Genomic DNA, 21,512 nt, shown 5'->3' on the forward strand with positions numbered 1-21,512 from the left:
CTAGCCCACGCCGACGCGGCAACGAGGCCATCGTGGCTCGGGGTTTTCCAACATTGTCGAAAATCAAAGTCGCAAGATATTTATTCTTATGTCTTATATAAGACATAAGACTTGATCCGGCTCATTATGCATTATTATTCCGCCATTTACTATCGAGCCAGCGCCGCTCCCGGCCCGCGCGGCACGTTCCCGCCGCAGCCGGCGCTACCCGACCTTCATCGATTCCCCTATGCGACTTCTCGCCCTGAACAAACCGTTCGGCACTATCTGCCAGTTTTCGCCGCACGAGACGCGGGCATCGCTGGCCGACTGGGTAAAAGTGCCCGGCGTCTATCCGGCGGGCCGGCTCGATTCCGATAGCGAAGGGCTGCTGCTCCTCACCGACGACGGCGCGCTGCAAGCGCGCATCGCCGAGCCGCGTCACAAACTGGTCAAACGCTATTGGGCGCAAGTAGAAGGCGCGGTCGACGATGCCACGTTGAAGAAGCTCGCGCGCGGCGTCGATCTCGGCGATTACGTGACGCGGCCCTGCCGCGCCGACTACGTGGAGCCGACCGACTCGCTATGGGCCCGCACGCCGCCGATCCGCTATCGCGCCGCGATTCCGACCACATGGATCGAGTTGTCGATTACCGAAGGCAAGAACCGTCAGGTGCGGCGCATGACCGCTGCGGTAGGTTTTCCGACGTTGCGCCTCGTGCGCGCCGGCGTCGGCGCCCTCGATATTTTTTCCCTCGGACTTCAGCCGGGAGAAAGTGTCGAATTGCCGCTGAAGGCGCCATGGGAAGGTATCGCCTGAACTCGTTTACACGCGCACCATGTTCGTATCGAACCCGTATTGAAGCCGTATCGAACCCGCTATTTTGATCCGCGATAAAAAAGCTAACTCGTTGTATCCGCAAACAAAATCACGCGTGAAACAAGCATGAAAAACGCGTGAAACAATTACCCCGGTATTCACCGCGCGGTCATTCATTTGCTTCAGTACATCGGCATATAAATTTTCCACAAAAAACACGTCAACCGGTGCGCAAGCTCACGCGTTATTCGACGCAGATGCCGCCCGAAGCTATCCGGCATTCAGCCTTAAGGGCCTTGGCACAAGCCGCTCACGCGGCGAGTACGGGGAGTCTGAGCGCTAAGCAGACGTGTCGAAAATTTGTTCGACGCGGCTGTCAACCGAAAGGTGGATGGCACGTTTACCGACATGACTCTACATATAACCGGGTCATTTGGTTAATCAACTCAAGCTGAGGATTTCAAAATGAACAAACTGATCGCCGCTCTGGTCGCTGGCCTCTTCGCAACGGCAGCATTCGCACAAGCTTCGGCACCGGCAGCAGCTTCGGCAGCTCCGGCAGCAGCTGCTTCGTCGGCAAAGAAGACCACGAAGCACGCTCACAAGAAGTCGCACAAGAAGGCAGCAGCTGCTGCTGCAGCTTCGGCAGCTTCGGAGTAAGTTCGTTGTAAAAACGCAGTCAAGAACTCGCTTCATTGCCGTTCTTACGGCGTTGAAAGGCAGATCACCGCAAGGCGATCTGCCTTTTTGTTTTTGACGCGCTCGCGTAACATTCGCGGGTTAATTTCCAGCAAGGAGTCATGCCGTGCGATTTCCCATGCGCTCGTTGATTGCGCGTTTCGCTGTTGCCGTTGCACTGCCGCTCGCCGCGCTGTCGTTCGTCGCGAGTACCGTTGCCCCCGCTCATGCGCAAAACATGCCGGCCGGCGCGAAGCAGCCCGGCGACTTTCCGCGCGCGAAACTGACCGCGGGGATGTTCGTGATCGACGCGGCCGTCGCCGCCAACGACCCGGACCGCGAACAAGGCCTGATGTATCGCACGACCCTCGCGCCGAATGAAGGCATGTTGTTCGTCTTCAATGAAACCGCGGTGCATTGCTTCTGGATGAAGAACACGTTGATCCCGCTGTCGATCGCTTTCATGCGCGCCGACGGCACGGTCACCGACATCGACGAAATGCAGGCCGAGACCACCAACAATCACTGCCCGAAGAACAACGGCGTGTATGCGTTGGAAATGAGCAAGGGCTGGTTCTCGTCGAAAGGCATCAAACCGGGGATGAAAATCCAGGGCTTGCCGGCCGCGCAATAACAGCGCGCCGATCACGGCGACACCCTGCCGCTTCGTCAGCGGCCGCTTTTCGAAAAAAAGCCGGTGCCTTTCTTAAGCACCGGCTTTTTTGCGTTTGAAGCCAGCCCGGCACGGCCGGCGGAGGCCCGCGCCGGCCCGTAGGCCCAGAGCAGCAGGCGCTCACACGCGGCTGGCAAGATTCCTGCAAAAGCCGGGCCGACGCGCTATCCTAGTATTCTTAGCAAAGCAGCAAAAAAGGCTCCCCGGGCAGCACAGACTGCCGCCCGGCAAGCGTTTCAGGCGCGCCATTCCAAGGAGGTTCACGTGCCCCGCAAGACTCCCATCGAGCGCTACCGGAATATCGGCATTAGCGCTCACATCGACGCCGGCAAAACCACCACCACTGAACGCATCCTGTTCTACACAGGCGTGACCCACAAGATCGGCGAGGTTCACGACGGTGCTGCGACGATGGACTGGATGGAACAGGAGCAGGAGCGCGGCATCACGATCACATCGGCTGCCACGACTGCTTTCTGGAAGGGTATGGCCGGCAACTATCCGGAACACCGGATCAACATCATCGACACCCCGGGTCACGTCGATTTCACGATTGAAGTGGAGCGCTCGATGCGCGTGCTCGACGGCGCCTGCATGGTGTACGACTCGGTCGGCGGCGTGCAGCCGCAGTCCGAAACCGTGTGGCGTCAGGCGAACAAGTACAAGGTGCCGCGCATTGCGTTCGTCAACAAGATGGACCGTGTGGGCGCGGACTTCTTCCGCGTGCAGCGGCAGATCGGCGATCGCCTGAAGGGCGTCGCCGTGCCGATCCAGATTCCGGTCGGTGCGGAAGATCATTTCCAGGGCGTGGTCGATCTCGTCAAGATGAAGGCGATCTATTGGGACGAAGAGAACCAGGGGATCAAATTCGAGTACAAGGACATCCCGGCCGAACTCGCTGCTACCGCGAAGGAATGGCACGACAAGATGGTCGAATCCGCCGCTGAAGCGAGCGAGGAACTGCTCGACAAATATCTGCACGGCGGGACGCTGACCGAAGAAGAAATCAAGCACGGCCTGCGTGTGCGTACGATCGCCAACGAGATCGTGCCGATGCTGTGCGGCAGCGCGTTCAAGAACAAGGGCGTGCAGGCCATGCTCGACGCGGTGATCGACTATCTGCCCTCGCCGCTCGACATCCCCGCGATTACCGGCCACGACGAGCACGACAACGAAATCGAGCGGCATCCGAAAGACGACGATCCGTTCTCCGCGCTCGCCTTCAAGATCATGACCGACCCGTTCGTGGGCCAGCTGATTTTCTTCCGCGTGTATTCGGGCGTGGTGAATTCGGGCGATACCGTCTACAACGCCACCAAGGAAAAGAAGGAACGCCTTGGCCGGATCCTGCAGATGCATGCGAACGAGCGCAAGGAAATCAAGGAAGTCTACTGCGGCGACATTGCCGCGGCAGTCGGCCTGAAAGAAGCGACCACGGGCGACACGCTGTGCGATCCGCAACATGTGATCATCCTTGAAAAGATGATCTTCCCGGAACCGGTGATTTCGCAGGCCGTCGAGCCGAAGACCAAGGTCGACCAGGAAAAGATGGGCATCGCGCTCAATCGCCTGGCGCAGGAAGACCCGTCGTTCCGCGTGCAGACGGATGAAGAATCCGGCCAGACCATCATCTCCGGGATGGGCGAGTTGCACCTGGAAATTCTGGTCGACCGGATGAAGCGCGAATTCGGCGTCGAGGCCACCGTCGGCAAGCCGCAGGTGGCTTACCGCGAAACGGTGCGCAACAAGGTCGAAGATGTCGAAGGCAAGTTCGTCAAGCAGTCGGGCGGTCGCGGCCAGTACGGCCACGCGGTGATCACGCTCGAACCGTCGGCGCAAGGCAAAGGCTACGAATTCGTCGACGCGATCAAGGGCGGCGTGATTCCGCGCGAATACATTCCGGCAGTCGACAAGGGCATTCAGGAAACCCTGAAGGCCGGCGTGCTGGCGGGCTATCCGGTGGTCGACGTGAAAGTGACGCTGACCTTCGGTTCGTACCACGACGTCGACTCGAACGAAAACGCGTTCCGTATGGCCGGTTCGATGGCGTTCAAGGACGCAATGCGCAAGGCAAGGCCGGTATTGCTCGAACCGATGATGGCCGTCGAAGTGGAAACGCCGGAAGACTTCATGGGCAACGTGATGGGCGATCTGTCGAGCCGTCGCGGCATGGTGCAAGGCATGGAAGACATTGCCGGCGGCGGTGGCAAGCTGGTGCGCGCCGAAGTGCCGCTCGCGGAAATGTTCGGCTATTCGACGTCGCTGCGCTCGGCCACGCAAGGCCGCGCGACTTACACCATGGAGTTCAAGCACTACGCAGAAACGCCGAGCAACGTCGCGGAAGCCGTGATCAACGCGAAGCAGAAGTAAGCGCCGCGGGTTGCAACGCACCATGTGCTGCGCCGCAACTCAAGTTGCAATGAAGGCGAACAGCAGCAAGCCCGTCCCTCTGTGGACGGGCTTTTTTTTCGTCCGCGCCGCGGCCAACGCCCGCAGGCAACACGCACGTTTTTGACCGTGCAAAAATGGCAGGCGGCGCTGCGCCCGGCATCCGGACAGTCGCTCCCGAGGAGACACACCATGAGCCAGGATCACGAACACCCGCACTACAAGGATGAGCAACCGTCGGCGCCGATCGACTGGCGCGAGCACGGCGTCAAGGTCATCAAGGGCGACCAGCTCGACAGCAATACCGCGCAAACGCCGGGCATGAATCGCGCGGCGGCGATCAACGCGGCGCGCGTCGGCGCACAGAAAATCTGGGCCGGCACCGTAACGATCCATCCGAATGCAAAGACCGGCGCGCATCATCACGGCGCGCTCGAGAGCGTGATCTACGTGGTGCGCGGCCAGGCGCGCATGCGTTGGGGCGAGCATCTCGAGTTCACCGCAGAAGCCGGTCCGGGCGACTTCATCTTCGTGCCGCCCTATGTGCCGCATCAGGAAATCAACGCGAGTACCGACGATCCGCTCGAATGCGTACTGGTGCGCAGCGACAATGAAGCGGTGGTGGTGAATCTGAACATCGACGCGGTGGAAGCACCGGAAACGGTTTTCTGGGTCGACCCGATTCACAAGCATCCGCACGACCACTAACTCATCCTCACCCGACTCATGACGCCGACCGCCACGCTCCGCCCTCGCCTCATCGCACTGTATGCCGTACTGATCGCCGCGAATCTCGGCACGTGGGCGTGGGCGCTGATCGCGTTCCGCCACTATCCGCTGCTGCTCGGCACCGCGCTGCTCGCGTACGGGTTCGGCCTGCGCCATGCGGTGGATGCGGACCACATCGCCGCGATCGACGCCGTCACGCGCAAGCTGATGCAGACCGGCAAGCAACCGCTCGGCGTGGGTCTGTCGTTTTCGCTGGGCCATTCGACGATCGTGATCCTGGCGACCCTCGGCATTGCGTGGACTGCGCATTCGCTGCACGGCCGCTTCGAAACCTTCAAGGCGGTGGGCGGCACGATCGGCACGGTCGTGTCGGCGGTGTTTCTGCTCGTGCTGGCGTGCGTGAATCTCGTGATTCTGCGCGATGTCTGGCGCCGCTATCGCCACGTCCAACGTGGCGGCGAACTCGCTGCCGAAGCGACGGCGAACATCGCGCCCGCCGGTCTGCTGTCGCGCGCACTGCGGCCGATGTTCCGGCTCGTGACGAAAAGCTGGCACATGTACCCGGTCGGCGTGCTGTTCGGCCTCGGCTTCGACACCGCGACCGAGATCGGCCTGCTGGCGATTGCCGCGTCCGAAGCCGGCAAAGGTCTGCCGCTGTATTCGATCCTCGTGTTCCCGGCGCTCTTCACCGCCGGCATGACGCTGGTCGATTCCACCGACAACGTGCTGATGGTTCACGCCTACGGCTGGGCCATGGACGACCCCAAGCGCAAGCTCTACTACAACGCGAGTATCACGTTCGTTTCGGCGGTGGTGGCGATCGTCATCGGCGGCATCGAAGCGTTGGGACTGCTATCGGACAAACTCGGTCTGAACGGCGGCGTATGGGACGCAGTGGCGAGCCTCAACGAGCGCTTCGGCGTGCTGGGCTATGGCATCGTCGCACTGTTCATGGCGTGCTGGATCGGCTCGGTGCTGTTCCATCGCTGGCGCCGTCCGGCCACCGTCGCGCGGTAAATCCAACGCGCCTTCGTAGCGGATCGGTAAGGTTTCCACGAAGGCGGCGGCGCAACGGCGATTTCCGCGCTGCGGCATCCTGCGCTTTCACGCAGGCCGTGCGAGACAGCCCGCCGAGCGTTGTCGTGACGACACACGCCGGCCCTTTTATGCGCCAAACGGCAACCGTACCGCGCTGCAAGCGCGCCGAACCGGCGAGCAATCGCTTACACTGAAACCGCTTTTCAGTACTGCAGCGCACGGCTGCTTTTCGTCATTGCAATAAGTCGCCTTGTCGCGCGCATCCGGCGCGGCCCATCAGAACCGACAGCAGAACGGACTGGACACTCCATCGATGAAGACTCCCGCGGACCGCTTTCCCGAACTCGAGCTGGCCTTAGCCCGCCGCACCGCCGACGCCTACGGCAACCACGCCATCGACGAATTCATCGCCGGCCGCATTACGCGCCGCGATCTGCTGCGCTATGCGAGCGTGATCGGTTTGTCGCTGGCTGGCGGCGGCGTGCTGAATGCGCCGCGGGCCCGTGCGCAAGGCACGCCGGGCACGCCGGGCACGCCGGGCACATCTAACCAGACGATTCGCGTGGCCCATCTGACGCCGGCCGGCGCGGTCGATCCGCTCACCGTAAACGATGCCGCGAGTCTCGCGCTGCTGAACCAGACCGGCGAATTCCTGATCGACGACGACGGCGAAAAGCTCATGCTGAAGCCGGCACTGGCCTTGTCGTGGAAGCCGAACGACAAGGGCGACGTGTGGACCTTCACGCTGCGCCCGAACGTCAAATTCCACGACGGCCAGGCGTTCACCGCCAAAGACGTGGTCGCCACGTTCGACCGTCTCGCCGATCCCGCAAGCGGTTCGGCGGCGCTCTCGGTGCTCAAGGGCGTCCTGTCGAAAGGCGGCGCGAAGGCGGTCGACGAGCACACGGTCGCCTTCCATCTCGATGCACCGAACGGCAACTTCCCGTACTACGTTTCCTCGGACAATTTCAACGCCGTGATCCTGCCCGCGAACTATGCGGGCGGCTATGAAAAGAGCTTCATCGGCACCGGTCCGTTCAAGCTCGAAAAGTATCAGGCGAAGGTCGGCGCATCGTTCGTGCGCAATCCGGATTACTGGGGCGACAAGGCATTGCCGCAACGCGTACAGTTCTCGTTCTACGCCGACGAACAGGCGCAAGTGCTTGCGCTGCAAGGCCATCAGGCCGACGTAATGGGCACCTTCACGGTACAGGGCGGCGCCGGCATTCTGAACAATCCGGATTACAAGGCAGTCGGCGTGAAGTCGAGCGCGCATCGCCAGATTCATATGCGCAACGACAACCCGCTGTTCAAAGATAAGCGCGTGCGTCAGGCGCTGGCGTTGTCGCTCGATCGCGACATACTCGTGCGTGGTCTGTTCAAGGGGCGCGCGCAGCTCGGTAACGACAGCCCGTTCGCCCCGGTGTTTCCATCTTCCGATGCAGGCGTTGCACAACGCAAAATCGACGTCGCGAAAGCGAAGCAACTGCTTGCGCAAGCGGGCGTGCCGAACGGTTTCGATGTCACGCTGACCACCGAAAAGTACATGGAGATTCCCGATCTCGCGGTGGTCGTGCAGAACGCGGCGAAGGCGATCGGCGTGCGCATCAATCTGAAAGTGGAGAGCCAGTCGCTGTACTACGGTGCGGGCACGCCGGGAAAATCGGATTGGCTCGACTCACCGCTCGGCATCACCGATTACGGCCATCGCGGCGTACCGAACGTGTTTCTGAACGCGCCGCTCACCAGCACCGGCACGTGGAATGCCGCGCACTTCAAGAACCCGCAATACGATCAACTCGTCGCACAGTTCGTCGCGGCGGTCGATCTGGGCACGCAGCGGAAAATCTCCGGTCAGATCCAAACGCTGCTGCTCGACGAAACGCCCGTGATCATTCCGTTCTTTTACGATCAGCTGATTGCGATGCGTAAGGGCGTGAATGGCGTGCGCTTCACCGCGCTCGCGCAACTCTATTTCGACCGCGCGGTGTTGAGCGCGTGATGTGAGCGCAAAGGCCGTGAACGCAACCGCTGTGAATACACACGCCGTCGAACGCATGAGCGTGGCGCGCTTCTTCAGCAGGAGATCACCATGTCGACCACGGTGACCCCTTCCGCTTCGCCGGTCCCGAGCGGCAACGCGGGCCGCATCGTGCGTTTTCTGGCGACGCGGGTCGGTTTGTCGTTGATTACGCTGTGGCTGCTCTCGGTGATCGTGTTCGCGGGCGGCCAGTTGCTGCCTGGCGATATTGGCCGTGCGGTGCTCGGGCCGCTCGCCGACGCGCGCGCGGTCGCCGCGCTCAATCATCAACTCGGCACGGACCGGCCGCTCATGACGCAATACGTCGAGTGGATTTCGCATTTCGTGCGCGGCGATATGGGGCTTTCCTATGCGTACCGCGAACCGGTCGGGCCATTTATCGCGGACGCCCTGGCGCATTCGGCCAAGCTCGGTCTGCTCGCATTTATCGTCGTCGTGCCGCTCGGCATTGCGGGCGGTGTGTGGTCGGCCATGCACGCGGGACGCTGGCTCGATCGCACCATCAGCATCGCCGGTTTGTCGGCCACCGTGGTGCCGGAATTCGTCTCGTCGATCGTGCTGATTCTGGTGTTCGGCATTTGGCTGAGGTGGCTGCCGATCGAGGCGTCGTATCCGCCCGAAGCGAGCGCACTCGAACAATTGCGCTATCTGATTCTGCCGGTGCTGCCGCTGGTGCTGGTGTTCTTCGGCTACATCGCGCGAATGGCGCGTGCGGGCACCGTCGAAGCGCTCGATGCGGACTACACCCGCACGGCGATCCTCAAAGGCTTGCCGCGCCACACCGTGATCTGGCGGCACGTATTGCGCAATGCGCTGCTGCCGACCATCACCGTCGCCGCCACGCAGCTCGGCTACATGATCGGCGGTCTCGTGGTGGTCGAGACGCTGTTCCACTATCAGGGCATCGGCTCGCTGATCTACAACGCCGCCAAGGCCAAGGATTTTCCGATGCTCGAAGCAGGCGTGCTGACAATCGGCGTGGTCTACACCGTCGCCAATCTCGTCGCCGATGCGTTGCACGTGCTGCTCAATCCACGGCTGCGAGTGAGGAGCGCTGAATGAGCACCATCGTTCCGCCGGCCGCACCGCCCGCACCACGCCCGGCTACCGAACCGCGCTTCGACCAGCTGTTTATACTGCTGCGCTCGCCTACGTTCGTGTTTGGCGTGTTGATCGTCGGATGGTGGATCGTCTGTGCGATTGCGGGGCCATGGATCGTGCGGATCGACCCGTATGCCTCCGATCCACTCAACTCGCTCACGCCGCCCGATGGCACGCATTGGTTCGGCACCGATCAGCTCGGCCGCGACGTGTTCTCTCGCGTCATTGTCGGCGCACGCGACATTCTGACCATCGCGCCGTTGGCAACCCTGCTCGGCACGCTCGCGGGCACGGCGCTGGGATTGATCGTCGGCTACTTCGAGGGCTGGGTCGACAACATAGTAGGCCGTGCGATCGACGCCGTGCTCGCGCTGCCGCTCGTGATCGTCGCGTTGCTCGCGCTGGCCGCGGTCGGCGCATCGAACTTCACGGTGATTCTCGTGATCGGCATCACCTTCACGCCGATCACCGCGCGCACGGTACGCGCCGCCGTATTTGCCGAACGGCATCTCGACTACGTCGCTGCTGCGCAACTGCGTGGCGAACGCGCGCCATACATCATGTTCGCGGAGATCCTGCCGAACGTGCTGCCGCCGATCATCGTCGAAGCAACCGTGCGGCTCGGGTATGCGATTTTCGCGGTCGCCACGCTGTCGTTTCTCGGCTTCGGCATTCAACCGCCATCCGCCGACTGGGGGCTCGCGCTATCCGAGTCTTACACGCTGATGGCGGGCGGTGCGTGGTGGACGGTGGTGTTCGCGGCCGGCGCCATCGCCTCGCTCGTGGTCGGTGTGAATCTGATCGCCGATAGCGTGCAAGGAGTGCTCGACCGATGAACGGCCCGCCGCCCGCCTCGTTCCCCGCCTTCGACGTCTCGAAGAGCGATCGCACGGATGCGCTGACCGTCGTCGGCCTGACGGTCACGTACCGGATGCGCGGACGCGATCGTGAAGTGTTGCAGGACGTCTCGTTTCGCGTACGACGTGGCGAAGCGTATGGCCTCGTCGGCGAATCGGGGTGCGGTAAATCGACGGTCGCGATGGCGGCGCTGCGCTATCTGCCGCGCAACGGCAAGATGAAGGCCGGCAAGATCATCATCGCCGGTCAGGACGTGCAGAAGCTCGACGCCGACGCGTTGCGCACGATGCGCGCGAACGCGATTTCGATGGTCTACCAGGATCCTGGGCGGGCGCTGAATCCGTCGCTGACGATCGCACGGCAAGTCACGGAAGCATTCGAAGCCGCCGGTGTCTCGCGTGACGAAGCGGTGCAGCGCACGGTCGAGATATTGCAGCGTGTGCGCATCGCGTCGCCCGAACGCGTGATGGACAGCTATCCGCATCAATTGTCGGGCGGCATGCAGCAGCGCGTGGTGATCGCGATGGCGCTCGCCTCGAATCCGGCCTTGCTGATTCTCGACGAACCGACCACCGGGCTCGATGCCACCGTCGAAGCCGAAGTGCTCGATCTCGTGGCGCAACTGCGCGAAGAACTCGGCACGGCCGTACTGTTCATCAGCCACAACCTCGCGGTGATCGGGCGCATGTGCGAGCGCGTCGGCGTGTTGTATGCCGGCAAGCTGGTCGAGGAAGGCGCTACCCAGGACGTGTTCGCGCGGCCGCGTCATCCCTATACGGTTGGACTGCTGCGCTGCCTGCCGGGCGCGGGGCGCAGCAAGGACACCGAGCGGCTCGATACCATTGCGGGCCATCTGCCCTTGCCTGGCTCGGTCACACAAGGCTGCATTTACGCGGACCGTTGCCGCCTCGCCGACGATCGCTGCCACCGTGAAGCGCCGCCGCCGTATCGCGTGAGCGCCGCGCATGGCGATCAGATGTCGCGTTGCCACTACCACGAACGCGCCATCGAACTGCCGCGTGCGGCCGCGGAACTCTTGCCGCAGTATGACGACACGTTGCGTGACGGCGAGCGCCCTGCTCTCGTGCTGCGCGCCGAAAGACTCTCGAAGACATTTCACGTATCCGGCGCCCCGCTGCGCGCAGTCGACGACGTCTCGATCGATCTCGCCAGTGGCGAAACGCTGGGCCTTGTCGGCGAATCAGGCAGCGGCAAGACGACGCTCGCGAAACTGATGCTCGGTCTCCTCACACCGGACGCGGGCAGCGTGCTTGAACTCGACGGCACGCCGCTCGCCGCACGCGTCACGCGACGCAACGACGAACAGGTCAAGTCGCTGCAGATCGTGTTCCAGAATCCGGACTCGGCGCTCAATCGCGCGCATTCGGTGAAGCGGCTGATCGGGCGTGCGTTATCGCGTCTTACCGCACTACGTGGCGCCGCGATCGACGAACGGCTCGCCACCTTGACGGCCGCGGTGCGTTTACCCGAACGCTATCTCAGCTCGCGCACGCGCCAATTGTCCGGTGGACTCAAGCAGCGCGTGGCGATCGCGCGCGCGTTTGCCGGTGAGCCACGCGTGGTGGTCTGCGACGAACCGACATCCGCGCTCGACGTCTCCGTGCAGGCGGCGATTCTCAACCTGCTTGCCGATCTGCAACGCGAACGCGGCGTGAGCTATGTGTTTATCTCGCACGATCTGCACGTCGTGCGCTATCTGTCCGACCGCATCGCGGTGCTGTACCTCGGCCGACTGCTGGAGATCGGGCCGGCAGCCGCTGTCTTCGGCGGACCGCACCATCCCTACACCGAAGCGCTACTGTCTTCGGTGCCGACACTCGATGCCCACGACAGCAAGGCCCGCATACGACTGTCCGGCGATCTGCCGAGCGCGGCATCGCCACCGTCCGGCTGCGTGTTCCATACGCGCTGCCCGCGCAAGCTCGGCGCAATCTGCGAGCAGCAGGATCCGCCCTTCCTCGAAGCCGGCGGCGGCGATCCTGCCCGCCCGTCCGCGCATCGCATCCGCTGCCACATTCCCGCCGACGAACTGCGCGTGCTGCAAACGGGTTCGCTCGACAACGCCGGCAAGGTCTCCGGCAACGGCTCGGAAAACGCGCCGGAAAACGCCACGCGTAACGAATAACACGCAATAACGCGGCTTTCCGGTCACGCGTTTCATCGCCGAAACGTTTTTGCGCGTTTTTCCCTCGCGCGCATCGCACACCCCTATTCGATACCCTGCACTGCAAGGCTTTGCGGGCAATGGCATGGATATCGCTAAGTACGGTCCATACATTCGAAGCCAGACAGATTGGGAGAAAGCCAGAAGCGCCGCTTGTGCGAATCGCCGTGGCAAACAGCGATCCGTGACGAAGCGCGCCTGGACGGTATCGGCTGATGCGCATGCAAGCGCTTGTCAGCGCACCGGCTACGGAGCCGGGAAGACAGTAGTGGTGTTTGACTTGCATTCGCAAACCAGACTCGGGGGGACGACGAGGCTCACATTCAGACGGGCCCGTCGTCGGTGAATCAGCGTGGGAAATGGCGGCAACGAGGTGCCGGCACTCCCTCGGGAGAGACGTGATGAAAACCAGAAAATTCAATCAGTACTACTTCGGGGTAATACGAAGTGCGGCAATCGTGGCAGGCGTGACCTTGCTGGTTACCCAGGTCGCGTACTCGGCGTCGACAGATGCGATCCCCAAGTGGATCTTTCATGCCGACGCGGCATTGCCCGCGAGCAGCGCGCACAACGTGACGCAACTCGCGCAGGACGACAGTTCGGCGGCAGGCGCAGTGGCCACCGGCACCGCACCCGACGAACCGACCGCTGCCGATGACGCGGCCCTGGTGTTCAGTCCGCGCGACTGCACAACGACTAGCGTGGGGGGCTGCGCGCGGCACAGCGGCGGTAACGGCAACGGCGCGGCGAGCGCGGGCAGCAGTAGCGGCGGTTCGAGCGGCAACGGTGTCGGCGGCGCAGGTGGTGCAGCAAGCTCGGGTGGCGGCGGCAGGGGTAGTGGTAGCAGCGGCGGTGGTAGCAGCGGTGGCGGTAGCAGCGGCGGCGGTAGCAGCGGCGGTGGCAGCAGCGGCGGTGGTAGCAGCGGTGGTGGTAGCAGCGGTGGTGGTAGTAGCGGTGGTGGAAGCAGCGGTGGTGGAAGCAGCGGTGGCGGTAGCAGCGGTGGCGGTAGCAGCGGTGGCGGTAGCAGCGGTGGCGGTAGCAGCGGTGGCGGAAGCAGCGGCGGTGGTAGCAGCGGCGGTGGTAGCAGCGGTGGCGGAAGCAGCGGTGGTGGTAGCAGCGGCGGTGGTAGCAGCAGCGGTGGCGGAAGCAGCGGCGGAGGCAGCAGCGGGAGCGGCGGTTGCGGTTGCGGTGGCGGCCCCGGCGGCGGGTTCGGCGGTGGAAAAGGCGGCCCCGGTGGTGGTTTTGGCGGAGGCTTCGGTGGCGGGTTCGGCGGCGGCTTTGGCGGAGGCCCCGGCGGCGGTCACGGAGGCAAGGGTGGCGGCGGCAATGGTGGTGGCAATGGCGGAGGAAACGGGCACTAGCAGTCGCCTGCTTCCCGGGTAGGGGGCCCCCGCGCCCTACCCGTCGCTAACGACATACTTCTGTATCCCGTTCGCAGTCCCCCGGCAACGGCGGTGATGTCTCGATCCCCCGGTCGAGCGTCACCGCCCGAGGCCGGTCAGTGCAGTCAGCACCTGCAGGCGCTCCGGCAAAACAACACGCGCCGCCACGAACAGCTCACAGGCAACGCTTGCACACGTTTAAAACCAGAACGATTGATTACGTCGTGCATAACCGGAACCAAACCGAAGCGATTGCCTCATATCAGATATCAACGTTCGATATGAGGGCATCACAACATGCAACGAAACGTCCCCCACGCCATGGCGCGCACGGCCGCTGCTCTGCTGACGGTCACCGCTCTGGGCCTCGCATCGCTCGCTCATGCGCAAACACCGGCGCAAACACCGGCTACATCGGCCCAGCAGGAGCAACCGACATTGTCGCAAGCCGCCCCGCCGGTCGACCCCACCTTCTCTGCCTATTCACTCGCGCAGACCTGCAAACAGAAAAACAACAACGTCGCGCAAGGTCAATGCGTCGGCGCGATCCGCGGCATCATCCACGGCTATCAGTACGGTGTGTTGTTCCTCGGCCAGCGCGCGTCGCTGCCGCCTAATGAAACACAGCGGGTCTCGCTGTGTTTGCGTAATACGCAGGTGTCGTCGATCGTCGACGAATTCGTCGCCGACGCTGCCCAGGTCGACGAAGATTCGCTCAAGCACACGCCCGCTGAAGTCGCCGTTCTGGGTTCCGTGCACATGCATCACGGTTGCAGTTAACAACGTCGGCGCGGCGCGCCGCAACGGCGTAAATGCGTCGACTGCAGGGCCCGCTGCAATTCGCTAACGGCCGCCGCTGCGCTTACAACATTTCGAGTGGCCGCTTGCCGCGTGGCGGTTTGAAATAAGTATCGATGGCAGCAAGTTCATGCGCGCCGAGTTCCAGTTGCGACGCCCGGTGGTTGTCGCGCACATGCTCGACGCGGCCCGCTTTCGGAATCGCGAACACGCCGGGCTTTTGCAACACCCACGCCAGCGCCACCTGAAACACCGAAATGCCGCGTGCATCGGCAATGTCGTCGAGCGGCGAGCGCTTCGGCAAGCGCGCGTGGTCGACCGGACTGTATGCCATCGCCGGCATATTGCGCGCGGCAAGCCACGGCAGCAGATCGAATTCCGGCCCACGGCGCGCGACGTTGTAGAGAATCTGATTGGTCACGCATGCCTCGCCACCCGGCGTGGCGACGAGCTCTTCCATATCGTCGGTATCGAAGTTGCTGACGCCCCAGTGGCGAATCTTGCCCGCGCTGCGTAATGCCTCGAATGCCTGCACGGTTTCCGCGAGCGGCACCGAACCACGCCAGTGCAGCAGATACAGATCGAGCCGATCCGTTTTCAGGCGCTTGAGGCTGTGCTCGCAGGCCGCGATCACGCCGCGCCGGCTGGCGTTATGCGGATAGACCTTGCTGACGAGAAAAACCTCATCGCGCAGCCCGGCCAGCGCTTCGCCCACAAGCGATTCCGTCGCGCCGTCGCCGTACATTTCCGCCGTGTCGATCAGCGTCATGCCCAGTTCGATGCCGCAGCGCAGCGCGGCGATTTCCGAGGCGCGGCGCGCCGGTTGTTCGCCCATTTCCCAGGTGCCCTGCCCCAGTTTCGGAATGCGCTCGCCGTCGGGCAGGCTCACGCTCGCGATATCGGTCGTCATGCTTTGTCCTCGAAGTGGCTAAACGGATTGAAATGCGCGTCTGAGCATGCGCTTACGTCGATGTGACGGCGCAGGCGATGGAAATCATGGGACGAGTTTAGCGGTTGCGCGGGCGCCGGATCGGCCATCCGGCAAAAGCCCGCTATAACAGAGCGCGCCGATGTCTTAGAATTGCCGCTTGCCCTTCTTGCGTGAGCCCCATGACCTCTGCCTCGGAAGACCGCTGGCGCGATCTGCGCCCGGACCCGGAAAACGACACGCCGCTATACCTGCAACTCGCTCGCAAGCTCGGCACTGCGATTCACGAAAACCGTTGGAACGCGGGCGAGGCGCTGCCTTCTGAGCGCGTGCTGTCCGAAGCGCTCGGCGTATCGCGGATCACCTCGCGCAAAGCCATTGCCCTGCTGGTCGAACAGGGATTGATCCGCCGCACCCAGGGCGCGGGCAGCTTCATCACGCCGCGCTATGAAGATCCGCTGTCGCGTCTGTCGAGCTTCAGCGAAATGCTGCGGCGACGCGGTTTTACGCCGAGTTCGAAGTGGTTGTCGCGGGAAATTTCGCCGGCTAATCGCGATGAGGTGATTCAACTGGGTTTGTCGCCGGCGGCGGCGGTGACCCGGCTGCGCCGTCTGCGCCTCGCCGACGGCATCGTGATGGCCGTGGAGAATTCCACCTTCCCTGCCGCGGTGATTCCCGATCCTCAGGCAATTGGCGATTCCTTGTACACGTACCTGGAACATCGCGGACTGACGATTGTGCGCGCGCTGCAGCATTTTCGCGCGGTGAACGCGAGCGACGAGATCGCGCAGCAGATGAGCATTGCCCCGAACGACGCGCTGCTGCTGATCACTCGCGTCGGATATACGGCGGATCAGCGGGCGATCGAGCTGACCGACACCTACTGCCGGAACGATTACTATGATTTTGTGGCGGAGTTGAGGAAGTAGTTTTCTGCTCGCGCAGGTTTCTTGTTCTGCGCGACGCTTCAGGGGCGTGTCTGCGGCAAATCCTGGGCAGACAAGACCTGTGGCAGAGGCTCATACGGTGCGGTGAGCCTACTGCTGGCACCACCGCCGCGGCCATCAATACCTTCACAGCCATTTCGCCTCGTGCGCCCCGATCCGGGTCGGCGGCAACTCAAAATAAGCAGGTGTCTCATCCAGACGCTCGGCCGGCAGAACTCCGAGAACACGCCCGAACTCGGATTGAACCGTCGCAAGACAATCCCGCACGTCGTCGATGGAAACGTCGGGTGCCTTCCAGCCGTCGGCAAGCAATCCAAACGACTGCAACCACCGCCCGGTCTGCGCGAGCGACACCCTCACGTGCCAACTCCCACCTTCGGTAGCTCGCCGCGCCAATGCGGCCATCGCGCCGAAAGCGGCCAGATACCCTGTAGCATGATCCAAAGCCTGACACGGTAAATGCTTCGGCTCATCCCATCCCGCTGCCTCGCGCTCAGTAAAAGCAATTCCACTTGCCGACTGCACGAGGCTATCGAAGCCGCGCCGCCCGGCCCAAGGTCCCGTGTGCCCATAAGCGCAAACCGAGACATAGACGATCCCCGGGCGCACCTGTGCCAGTTCCGCGGGACCAAATCCGCGTGCCGTCAGCGCTCCCGGCCGATATGCCTGCAAAAATACATCGGCGCCACTGGCCAGGCCGCGTAAGGTTTCCCGCCCGGCGGCGTCGCGCAAATCGACAACCGCCGAGCGCTTGCCGCGCCCGTTGTCGATCACCAGCGGCGCGATGTTCGGCAAATGCGGGCCGTTGACCATCAACACCTCGGCGCCATGCTGCGCGAGCGCTCGCCCGGCCACCGGCCCGGCAATGATGCGCGACAAATCCAGCACCCGCACGCCCGCGAGCGGCCGCTCCGCGCCGCCGCGCTGTGGTGGTTCGGCGGGTGCGTCGCCAATGCGCTCGATCTCGAACAGAGGCAGCCGCGCAATCGCTTTCGCCTGATCGAGCGCAGCCCACTCGTCGGGCGTACGAATCAAGGCGGCGCACAAACCGGCGTCGGCAAGCGTCTGGTCGAGCGCGCTGCCATCCCAGCCGCGAATCGCCTCGGCCACCGCCGCGCGATCGTTGGCGCAATCGAGCACCTTCAACACCCCGGCGAGATGATGCGGAAAGTTGGTGTGCAGTTGAATCCAGCGGTTGTCGCGCGTCGCGTAGAAACCCATCACCGGATCGCGCAAGGCGGGCGGCGGACCCTCGTCGATGCGCAGGTAGCGCTCGCTGCGAAACGAGGCCAGCGCGCGCCGCATCTCCACCGTGACATGTTGCCGATGCCCTGTGCGCAAGCGATGGTATTCGGCAGCCGCAAGGCCGGTCGCGGCGATGGTCGCCGAGGCCAACGCGCCGACCCGGTAGACCGACGGCAAGCCCGGATCGGTACCCGCGAGCGAAACCGACCTCAGCGCAGTCGGGTCGCATTCCGCGGGGGTCCAGATATGTTTGAGAGCGAGTTCAGGCGTCATGGGGTTCATGTCGTTCATCTCGGAACGGAAGGAAAGTGAACCGAGTCTAGAATTCCGCCTTGCAGCAATCAATCTTGATTATGATAATCAATATATATTGATTTTTTCGGTTTCTACGAATTTCCATGCCGTCCTCCTCGCCTGCCCTGACCGCTGCCGAAGCCGCTGCCGCACTCGGCATCAGCCTGTCCACCCTGTATGCGTATGTTAGCCGCGGCATGCTGAGTTCGTCGCCGGATGCGCAGGGCAAGCATCGCCTCTACGACGCCGGCGAAGTGCGGCGACTCGCGCGGCGCAAGGAAGACGGCAAGCGCGCCGGCAAGGTTGCGCAGAAGGTGCTGGACTGGGGCGTGCCGGTGCTCGAATCGTCGATCACGCTGGTATCCGATGGCCGCTTGCTCTATCGCGGGCATGACGCCACGGAACTGGCCCGCACAGCATCACTGGAAGATGTCGCGGCGTTGTTGTGGGAATGCAGCGCGCGGCGTATCGCCGAGGCCCCGGCAGTGCCGTTCGCCGCCGCTCAGTGGGCGGCCTGGCTCAAGCTCTGGAGCGACAGCACGCCGCTCGACCGCGCGCTCGTGCTGCTGCCGGCCGCCGCGGCGCAAATGCCGCGGGTCTGGGCGCTCGGCCGCGACGCGCAACTCGATACCGCCTGCGCGGTCATGCGCTTGCTGGCTGCCGCCATGATCTCGGCGGCGCCGTCGAACGAACCGTTGCACAAACAGTTGGCTTCAGCGTGGAACGTGCGCAACCGTCAGCAGGCCGGGCTGCTGCGCGCGGCGCTGGTGGCGTGCGCAGATCATGAACTGAATGCATCGACCTTCACGGTTCGCTGTATCACGTCGACGGGAACGCATCTGTTCGGCGCCGTGGCGGGTGGTCTGGCCGCGCTGGCCGGGCCGCGGCACGGTGGCGAGACGGTGCGGATCACCGCGCTTCTTGACGAAGCATCGCGCGCTCCCGATCTCGATCGCTATTTGGCGAATCGGCTCGCGCGCCATGAGCACGGCACGCATGGGCCGGTGCTGTCGGGCTTCGGCCATCAGCTCTATCCGCAAGGCGACCCGCGCGCGCGTCTGTTGCTGGAAATGCTCGACGATTGCGCGCCCGCCCGCTCGCCGCTAGGCGAAGTGCAGGCGCTCGCGCGCGCGGTGCGCGACACGACCGGCGCGGAGCCGAACGTCGATTTTGCCCTCGCGGGCATCGAACGGGTACTCGGCCTGCCGGCCGGCGCGGCATTCACGCTGTTCGCGGTCGGCCGGGTGGTCGGCTGGATCGCCCATGCAATGGAACAGACGCGCGACGGCCGGTTGATCCGGCCACGCGCGCGCTATATTGGGGACTACGAGGCGGCCGGCTGAGGCGCGGCGTTGCCCGGCCTCAAAGCAGGTACGATCGCACTCGTGCCTGCGCCGGTTGCTGCGGGGTTGCCACGGTTGCTGCGGTTGCTGCGGTCGACAGCGACTGCCGCAGCTTCCCCGTCACGCCACGCCCAACCAGCGCGGCAGCCAGTTCAACCCCGGCATGCGCGGCGGCCGGGTAACCGCACGCTCCGATCCGCTAGCCAGCGCGAAACGCGCACCAGTCTTCCCGGCACTGACCCACGCCACGGTACCGCGCGGCAATTCGGTTGATTGCCCCGTTGCCAGCCAGTGATCCGCGTTGTCGCCTTCGACGGTCAGCCAGATCTCACCCGAGATCACCTTGAAGACCGACGGACGCGCGACACGCCAGGCCGCCGCGGGCTCGTCACGTTCCATTTCGAAAATACGGACTTCACGCATCGCTTTTCTCCTTCAAAGAACTTTCCTGTTGTAGAGATTATTGACGTGCGATCATCCAATACCCATGCACAGTTCCGAACACTTTTATCGGAACTGTTCAGTCGAAAAACCGGACAGTTGGGGTAAACACGCGTCAGGAGAGCGTGCGGCGCGCGCCGTCGAGGCGGTCCGGCGCGCCGGGTTTCCGTTGGAGGAAAGAACCGCATGAAACTCGACATTCAACTCGATCGCGATAGCGGCGTGCCGCTTACCGAGCAGATCGTCACAAGCGTCACCGCCTGGATCCGGTCGCGCACGGTTCACCCGGGCGCCAAGCTGCCGTCGATCCGTCAGTTCGCCGCCGACTATGACGTAAGCCGTTTCCCCGTGATCGAGGCTTATGACCGGCTGGTGTCGCTCGGCTATGTCGACTCGCGCCACGGCTCGGGCTTCTATGTCTCGGACCGTCAGCCGGCCAGCGCGCAGTGCCAGGGCACCTCGGACCCGCGCCGCGCCGAGGACGAATCAGGACACCTTCTGCAGCAGTTCAACCACCCGGGCGAAACGCTCAAGCTCTGCAGCGGCTTCATTCCCGACGCATGGCGCGACATGGACAGCCTCGCGCAAGCAATCCGCCACGTGTCGCGCACCGACACCGCCAGCATGGTCGACTATGCGACCCCGCTCGGCAATCTGACCTTGCGCGAACATCTGCAAAGCCGCATCGGCCAGTTGGGGATTCAGGCGGACGCCTCGCAGATTCTGATCACCAACGGCGCAAGCCAGGCGCTCGATCTGCTGATGCGCTACATGCTCAAAGCCGGCGACACGGTGTTCGTCGAAGACCCCGGCTACTACAACCTGTACGGTCTGCTGAAGCTGCACGGCGTGAAACTGATCGGCATTCCGCGCACCCGCAGCGGTCCCGATCTCGAGGTGTTGCAGGCGCAGTTGCAACTGCACCGGCCGAAACTGATGTTCATCAACACGGTGTTCCACAATCCGACCGGCACCACGGTCGCGCCGCCGGTCGCGTTCCGGCTGCTGCAACTGGCGCGCGAACACGGCTTCAAGATCATCGAAGACGATATCTACGCCGACTTCCAGAGCGACCTCACGGATCGTCTCGCGACCCTCGACCAGCTCGAACACGTGATCTACGTGGGCGGTCTGTCGAAGACGCTGTCGTCGTCGCTGCGTATTGGCTGCGTGGTGGCGAGCCACGCGATCATCAAGGATCTGGTCGACATCAAGATGCTGACGAGCATCGGCGGTTCGCGGTTTGCCGAGGCGGTCGCCGTGTCGCTGCTGGAGCGCGGCGCGTACCGCAAGTATCTGGAACGGCTGCGCCGCCGCATGCGCGACGCGCTCGGCTCGACCATCCAGACACTCGAAGACGCCGGCTGGGAGGTGTTCGAAAAACCCGTCGGCGGCAAGTTCGTCTGGGGACGCGTACCGCACGTCGACAACTCCGAACGGTTCGTGGCATGCGCCGCACCGCTCGGCGTGACGGTCATTCCCGGCAGCTATTTCCGGCCGAACACGGCAGCGAGCCCGTGGATCAGGATTCACGCGGCATTCGGCAACGAACCGCGCGCGCAGGCATTTTTTCACGCTGCCGCGGCGTTGCCGGCTTCGGCCAAAGCGGCTTGATTCGGCGTCGCGCCTCGTGCTTATCCACTG

Annotated in this window: 19 protein-coding genes; 15 read left to right on the forward strand and 4 right to left on the reverse strand. The window is 63.4% G+C overall.

Annotated features, from left to right (window positions below; all coding sequences use genetic code 11):
• The first annotated feature begins 229 nt into the window (after positions 1-229).
• The 10 genes from ACOSV0_RS16150 to ACOSV0_RS16195 all read left to right on the forward strand — a co-directional run bounded on the left by ACOSV0_RS16150 (position 230) and on the right by ACOSV0_RS16195 (position 12,451).
• Positions 230-799 (forward strand): pseudouridine synthase, encoded by a 570-nt coding sequence (locus ACOSV0_RS16150; RefSeq protein WP_434107139.1) that lies wholly within the window; start codon positions 230-232, stop codon positions 797-799.
• A 465-nt stretch (positions 800-1,264) separates the two neighbouring features.
• Entirely contained in the window at positions 1,265-1,459 is a 195-nt protein-coding gene (locus tag ACOSV0_RS16155; protein WP_027212290.1) for a hypothetical protein, read from the forward strand.
• Positions 1,460-1,604: 145 nt separating this feature from the next.
• Positions 1,605-2,111: a DUF192 domain-containing protein gene (locus tag ACOSV0_RS16160; protein ID WP_434107140.1), complete on the forward strand. Its 507-nt coding sequence runs from the start codon at positions 1,605-1,607 to the stop codon at positions 2,109-2,111.
• A 303-nt stretch (positions 2,112-2,414) separates the two neighbouring features.
• On the forward strand, positions 2,415-4,520 hold the full coding sequence (gene fusA / locus ACOSV0_RS16165) for an elongation factor G (protein ID WP_434107141.1): 2,106 nt from the start codon (positions 2,415-2,417) through the stop codon (positions 4,518-4,520).
• Between the two features lie 210 nt (positions 4,521-4,730).
• Complete coding sequence (locus tag ACOSV0_RS16170; RefSeq protein WP_097390236.1) at positions 4,731-5,246, forward strand: cupin domain-containing protein; 516 nt, start codon at positions 4,731-4,733, stop codon at positions 5,244-5,246.
• A gap of 18 nt (positions 5,247-5,264) precedes the next feature.
• Positions 5,265-6,284, forward strand: coding sequence for a HoxN/HupN/NixA family nickel/cobalt transporter (locus ACOSV0_RS16175; protein ID WP_434107142.1), 1,020 nt, complete (start codon positions 5,265-5,267; stop codon positions 6,282-6,284).
• 334 nt (positions 6,285-6,618) lie between these two features.
• Positions 6,619-8,307 carry an ABC transporter substrate-binding protein gene (locus ACOSV0_RS16180; protein ID WP_434107143.1) on the forward strand — a complete coding sequence of 563 codons (1,689 nt, stop codon included), beginning with the start codon at positions 6,619-6,621 and terminating at the stop codon, positions 8,305-8,307.
• 90 nt (positions 8,308-8,397) lie between these two features.
• Complete coding sequence (locus tag ACOSV0_RS16185; RefSeq protein WP_434107144.1) at positions 8,398-9,408, forward strand: ABC transporter permease; 1,011 nt, start codon at positions 8,398-8,400, stop codon at positions 9,406-9,408.
• Positions 9,405-10,283 (forward strand): ABC transporter permease, encoded by an 879-nt coding sequence (locus ACOSV0_RS16190; protein ID WP_434107145.1) that lies wholly within the window; start codon positions 9,405-9,407, stop codon positions 10,281-10,283. Before ACOSV0_RS16185 ends, ACOSV0_RS16190 begins: the two co-directional genes overlap by 4 nt.
• Positions 10,280-12,451, forward strand: a complete 2,172-nt coding sequence (locus ACOSV0_RS16195; RefSeq protein ID WP_434107146.1) for an ABC transporter ATP-binding protein — start codon at positions 10,280-10,282, stop codon at positions 12,449-12,451. The genes ACOSV0_RS16190 and ACOSV0_RS16195 overlap by 4 nt, the downstream gene beginning before the upstream one ends.
• A 571-nt stretch (positions 12,452-13,022) precedes the next feature.
• On the opposite strand, the gene ACOSV0_RS16200 is transcribed toward ACOSV0_RS16195, so the two are convergent.
• A complete protein-coding gene (locus tag ACOSV0_RS16200; protein ID WP_434107147.1) occupies positions 13,023-13,274 on the reverse strand; it encodes a hypothetical protein in 252 nt (83 codons plus the stop codon).
• 2 nt (positions 13,275-13,276) lie between these two features.
• Between ACOSV0_RS16200 and ACOSV0_RS16205 the strand changes: the two genes are divergently transcribed.
• Together ACOSV0_RS16205 and ACOSV0_RS16210 are read left to right on the forward strand one after the other, a co-directional pair.
• Positions 13,277-13,873: a hypothetical protein gene (locus ACOSV0_RS16205; protein WP_434107148.1), complete on the forward strand. Its 597-nt coding sequence runs from the start codon at positions 13,277-13,279 to the stop codon at positions 13,871-13,873.
• A gap of 296 nt (positions 13,874-14,169) precedes the next feature.
• On the forward strand, positions 14,170-14,652 hold the full coding sequence (locus tag ACOSV0_RS16210; RefSeq protein WP_434107149.1) for a hypothetical protein: 483 nt from the start codon (positions 14,170-14,172) through the stop codon (positions 14,650-14,652).
• Between the two features lie 82 nt (positions 14,653-14,734).
• Here ACOSV0_RS16210 and ACOSV0_RS16215 read toward each other — a convergent pair whose 3' ends face one another.
• Positions 14,735-15,580, reverse strand: coding sequence for an aldo/keto reductase (locus tag ACOSV0_RS16215; RefSeq protein ID WP_434107150.1), 846 nt, complete (start codon positions 15,578-15,580; stop codon positions 14,735-14,737).
• A 200-nt stretch (positions 15,581-15,780) separates the two neighbouring features.
• Here ACOSV0_RS16215 and ACOSV0_RS16220 point away from each other — a divergent pair, with 200 nt between their 5' ends.
• On the forward strand, positions 15,781-16,527 hold the full coding sequence (locus ACOSV0_RS16220; protein WP_434107151.1) for a GntR family transcriptional regulator: 747 nt from the start codon (positions 15,781-15,783) through the stop codon (positions 16,525-16,527).
• A 144-nt stretch (positions 16,528-16,671) separates the two neighbouring features.
• Here ACOSV0_RS16220 and ACOSV0_RS16225 read toward each other — a convergent pair whose 3' ends face one another.
• The gene (locus tag ACOSV0_RS16225) at positions 16,672-18,063 is read right to left on the reverse strand and encodes a CoA transferase (RefSeq protein WP_434110313.1); all 1,392 of its coding nucleotides are present in this window, start codon (positions 18,061-18,063) and stop codon (positions 16,672-16,674) included.
• A 125-nt stretch (positions 18,064-18,188) separates the two neighbouring features.
• Here ACOSV0_RS16225 and ACOSV0_RS16230 point away from each other — a divergent pair, with 125 nt between their 5' ends.
• The gene (locus ACOSV0_RS16230; RefSeq protein ID WP_434107152.1) at positions 18,189-19,427 is read left to right on the forward strand and encodes a citrate/2-methylcitrate synthase; all 1,239 of its coding nucleotides are present in this window, start codon (positions 18,189-18,191) and stop codon (positions 19,425-19,427) included.
• Between the two features lie 120 nt (positions 19,428-19,547).
• Here ACOSV0_RS16230 and ACOSV0_RS16235 read toward each other — a convergent pair whose 3' ends face one another.
• The gene (locus tag ACOSV0_RS16235) at positions 19,548-19,850 is read right to left on the reverse strand and encodes a DUF2917 domain-containing protein (protein ID WP_434107153.1); all 303 of its coding nucleotides are present in this window, start codon (positions 19,848-19,850) and stop codon (positions 19,548-19,550) included.
• Positions 19,851-20,054: 204 nt separating this feature from the next.
• Here ACOSV0_RS16235 and ACOSV0_RS16240 point away from each other — a divergent pair, with 204 nt between their 5' ends.
• Entirely contained in the window at positions 20,055-21,482 is a 1,428-nt protein-coding gene (locus tag ACOSV0_RS16240; protein WP_434107154.1) for a PLP-dependent aminotransferase family protein, read from the forward strand.
• Positions 21,483-21,512: the final 30 nt, after the last annotated feature.

It is taken from the genome of Paraburkholderia caffeinilytica (genome assembly GCF_051027425.1).
Taxonomy (GTDB): Bacteria; Pseudomonadota; Gammaproteobacteria; order Burkholderiales; family Burkholderiaceae; genus Paraburkholderia; species Paraburkholderia caffeinilytica_A.

What these genes read in the sequence shown, in the direction of transcription:
- ACOSV0_RS16150 (WP_434107139.1), top strand. Translation starts at nt 230, where the DNA reads ATGCGACTTCTCGCCCTGAACAAACCGTTCGGCACTATCTGCCAGTTT.
- ACOSV0_RS16155 (WP_027212290.1), top strand. Translation starts at nt 1,265, where the DNA reads ATGAACAAACTGATCGCCGCTCTGGTCGCTGGCCTCTTCGCAACGGCA.
- ACOSV0_RS16170 (WP_097390236.1), top strand. Translation starts at nt 4,731, where the DNA reads ATGAGCCAGGATCACGAACACCCGCACTACAAGGATGAGCAACCGTCG.
- ACOSV0_RS16175 (WP_434107142.1), top strand. Translation starts at nt 5,265, where the DNA reads ATGACGCCGACCGCCACGCTCCGCCCTCGCCTCATCGCACTGTATGCC.
- ACOSV0_RS16180 (WP_434107143.1), top strand. Translation starts at nt 6,619, where the DNA reads ATGAAGACTCCCGCGGACCGCTTTCCCGAACTCGAGCTGGCCTTAGCC.
- ACOSV0_RS16185 (WP_434107144.1), top strand. Translation starts at nt 8,398, where the DNA reads ATGTCGACCACGGTGACCCCTTCCGCTTCGCCGGTCCCGAGCGGCAAC.
- ACOSV0_RS16190 (WP_434107145.1), top strand. Translation starts at nt 9,405, where the DNA reads ATGAGCACCATCGTTCCGCCGGCCGCACCGCCCGCACCACGCCCGGCT.
- ACOSV0_RS16195 (WP_434107146.1), top strand. Translation starts at nt 10,280, where the DNA reads ATGAACGGCCCGCCGCCCGCCTCGTTCCCCGCCTTCGACGTCTCGAAG.
- ACOSV0_RS16210 (WP_434107149.1), top strand. Translation starts at nt 14,170, where the DNA reads ATGCAACGAAACGTCCCCCACGCCATGGCGCGCACGGCCGCTGCTCTG.
- ACOSV0_RS16215 (WP_434107150.1), bottom strand. Translation starts at nt 15,580, where the DNA reads ATGACGACCGATATCGCGAGCGTGAGCCTGCCCGACGGCGAGCGCATT.
- ACOSV0_RS16220 (WP_434107151.1), top strand. Translation starts at nt 15,781, where the DNA reads ATGACCTCTGCCTCGGAAGACCGCTGGCGCGATCTGCGCCCGGACCCG.
- ACOSV0_RS16225 (WP_434110313.1), bottom strand. Translation starts at nt 18,063, where the DNA reads ATGACGCCTGAACTCGCTCTCAAACATATCTGGACCCCCGCGGAATGC.
- ACOSV0_RS16230 (WP_434107152.1), top strand. Translation starts at nt 18,189, where the DNA reads ATGCCGTCCTCCTCGCCTGCCCTGACCGCTGCCGAAGCCGCTGCCGCA.
- ACOSV0_RS16235 (WP_434107153.1), bottom strand. Translation starts at nt 19,850, where the DNA reads ATGCGTGAAGTCCGTATTTTCGAAATGGAACGTGACGAGCCCGCGGCG.
- ACOSV0_RS16240 (WP_434107154.1), top strand. Translation starts at nt 20,055, where the DNA reads ATGAAACTCGACATTCAACTCGATCGCGATAGCGGCGTGCCGCTTACC.